The 3,065-nt window shown below is 38.1% G+C and carries 3 protein-coding genes; all 3 read left to right on the top strand.

The window, feature by feature from the left end:
- Positions 1-561: 561 nt before the first annotated feature.
- The 3 genes from C9E89_RS22025 (at position 562) to mobV (ending at position 2,973) form a co-directional block, all read left to right on the top strand.
- The gene (locus C9E89_RS22025) at positions 562-1,500 is read left to right on the top strand and encodes a replication initiation protein (RefSeq protein ID WP_005080187.1); all 939 of its coding nucleotides are present in this window, start codon (positions 562-564) and stop codon (positions 1,498-1,500) included.
- Positions 1,497-1,688, top strand: a complete 192-nt coding sequence (locus tag C9E89_RS22020; RefSeq protein ID WP_005080189.1) for a hypothetical protein — start codon at positions 1,497-1,499, stop codon at positions 1,686-1,688. The genes C9E89_RS22025 and C9E89_RS22020 overlap by 4 nt, the downstream gene beginning before the upstream one ends.
- Before the next feature lie 151 nt (positions 1,689-1,839).
- Positions 1,840-2,973 carry a MobV family relaxase gene (gene mobV / locus C9E89_RS22015; RefSeq protein ID WP_107010228.1) on the top strand — a complete coding sequence of 378 codons (1,134 nt, stop codon included), beginning with the start codon at positions 1,840-1,842 and terminating at the stop codon, positions 2,971-2,973.
- Positions 2,974-3,065: the final 92 nt, after the last annotated feature.

The following is a 3,065-nucleotide window of genomic DNA, read 5'->3' as shown; positions in this document are numbered from 1 at the left end:
GCAAATTAGAGCGTTTTAGCGAGTGTTTACGAGCGACACAATGAAAATTCGCTTATTCCCCCCTCTGGAAAACCGCTTTTGCTTTTTAAAACAGATGAATCGCAGATGTAGCAATGCTTTCAACGCTATATCTATACGTTTATCGACCCAAAGAGTTAGCGAGTGTCTACGAGCGGAGTATTGATGCTTTTGCTCTTAAAAAAGCATGAGCATAGCGAATGCATTAGTAACGCTTTTGCTTTTGCTTTTGCTCTTGAAAAGACACGAGCGAAGCGAGTGCCATAGCCTTTGATTTTGCCTTTGATTCTCTTTTTTAGCTTTTAAAAAGCTTTTAAAGACTTTTCGCCCCTCTACAGACCTTGCTAGACATAGCTTTCAGACTTTAAAAAAGTACAAACGCCAAGTATTAAAGTACAAACGCCAAGTTAAAAGCACTTAAAAAAGTACAAACGCCAAGTTAAAAAAGTACAAACGCCAAGTATTAAAGTACACAATTAAACTTTGAACTTTTATTGGTTAAAAGGTATTGTCTTAAACGATGTACTTTATTTGGAAAATACTATGGATTTGGATGTTAAAAAACACTATCCCAAAGACTGGATAGTTTTACAAAATAGAGTGGTTGAATGCTTTAGAGGTATGTCCCTTGATGAAAAGCGTTTATTTATCATGGCAACCCCTTTGGCAAGAACCACAAAAATATCAAGCAATGATCCTATTTTTATATCTTCGAGTGACTTTTCAAAGGAGTGTGGCATTGACTTATCAACGGCTTATACAGCTTTAGAATTGGCATCTGAACGCCTATTTACTCGGTTCTTTGGTTACACCAATGCTGAGGGTGACAGGGTAAAAATGCGTTGGCTAAACAAGGTGATTTATAAGGCAGGGCAAGGCGGTTCAGAACTATATTTTACAGATGAAGTACTTCTATTACTTAGAGAGTTTGACGCCCTAAACCCTTATACCAAGTATAAAAAAGAGGTCGTTTTACGGCTTAAAAAAGACTACTCGCTAGACTTCTATCACTTGGCTAAGAAACACCAAACAATGGGCGGTTTTCAAATCAGCCTAGACGAATTATTTCAGCAGTTGGGCTTGCCTGAATCCTATCAAGACCTAAGCAACCTAAAAAAACGTGTAATTAAGCCATCACTGGACGAGATCACAGCCAACACCGACATAGACCTAAGCTATGAGAATGTGAAACGTGGGCGTTCCGTGGTTGGCTTTAAGTTCACTGTCAAAGAAAAACCAAAGCCCAAAGTTATAGAAACAGGACGAGATCCAAATACACCTGACCTATTCCACAAAATGACAGAATCTCAACTTGATACGTTTAGCAGTAAACTTTCAGAACTCCCTGAAGTGCAAAAGATGGCACATGCAGGCGAAGATATGAAACCATTTATTGCTCGTATTCGTTCGATGCTCAAAGACTCTGAAAAACAAAAAACGTTGCTTCCCCATCTAGCAAAATTAGGATTTAAATCGAAATGATGTTTGAGAAAAAAATCACTCAGTTTGAAAGGGAAGTTTTGCTACAAGAAAAAATTGAGCAGCTCGAAAACGAGCTTAAAGAATTTTCTGATCTTCAAAAAAAAGCATATAGCGAACGGCTTCAAAAAAGTATCGTGGGTTTAGAAAATAGAATCTATCGAATCAAGAAAATGCTTTATACAACCTGAAAGGTTGTCAGGGGTTAAGGGGAGGATTCCCCTTACTCATGAACTTTCAATGTACCTTTAGGTGCTTTGAAAGTGGAGTGAGTCCACTTCGCTATCGCAAAGCTCAAAAAGCTCTGCTATCGTGTGTTTTTTGCGGTGTCGGATTTCGCCCATGTCATTTGCTATTTTGCGTATTCAGAAACTCAAATCATTTGCCGATGTTGGAGGCAGTCTTTCGCATAATTATCGCAATCGAGAAACGTTAAATGCCGATGATGCTCGTACACATTTGAATGAACATGCCTTGGATACCAACGAAAAATGTATGACCGCTATTCGTGATCGTATTCCTGAAAAAAGACGTAAAGATGCGGTTTTGTGTATTGAACATTTGATTACAGCGAGTCCGGAGTGGGATGGCTGGGGAACTGAAAAAGAAACCGCATTTTTTGAGCAGTCGAAAAAATGGCTTGAAAATAAATATGGTAAAAATAATGTCGTCAGCACCACCATTCACCGTGATGAAACAACCCCTCACCTTGTCGCCTACGTTGTTCCAGTGGACGAAGAAACGGGGCGATTGAATGCTAAAAAATATATCGGTGGATCTCGACATACACTTTCACAAATGCAGACTGATTTTGCAGTTGAAGTAAAAGATTTAGGACTAGATCGAGGGATCCAAGGGAGCAAGGCAAAACATACGTCTATTCAAGAATATTATGAAAAATTGAACAATTACGAGAATGAACCAGGCATTGAAAAAGGACTCACCTATGAAGTGCCTGAACCTGAGTTTTTTGAATCTAAAAATGCCTACGGTGAGAGAGTCGCAAACGCTATGATTGATCAGATATTTGATCAAATTGCGCCACGATTTGACCGAGCGAATGCACTGGCTAGTCAAACGGAAAAATTAAAAAAAGAACTGTCTGATACCAAAAAAACACTCGATGAGGTTCAGCAACGAGCAAAGCCATATTTAGACATAATCAACGAATATAATCATCCAAATCTTGAGAAAGAATTTAATAAGCAAGTTGCTAAATTAAAAGATAATTTTGATTCAGCACTTGAACATCATAAATTCCTAAAAAGACAGGAAGAACAAGAAAGATTTAACCAACAACGTGAACTTCGCAATCAATTACACTTAGAGCACGAACAAAAAAAACAACTGGCTGAGCAAGAAAAGCAGGAAAAAGAACGTTTGGCACTTTTAAGACGTCAAGAATTAGAAAAACAGCGAAAAAATGAGCCTAAAAAACCTGATAACGCCAATGATAACGACTACTCACCCTCATAACACCCATTTAAACGCAAAAAAATGGGGTTTTTAGCCATGTTTGGTGTTTTATGCATGAAAGTATAGTTGAGATAATAAAAACCTCTTAGAAC

This window comes from Acinetobacter sichuanensis, assembly GCF_003024515.2.
Lineage (GTDB): Bacteria > Pseudomonadota > Gammaproteobacteria > Pseudomonadales > Moraxellaceae > Acinetobacter > Acinetobacter sichuanensis.
Note: the sequence above shows the minus strand (reverse complement) of the source record. Positions and strands in the feature narration are given on the sequence as shown.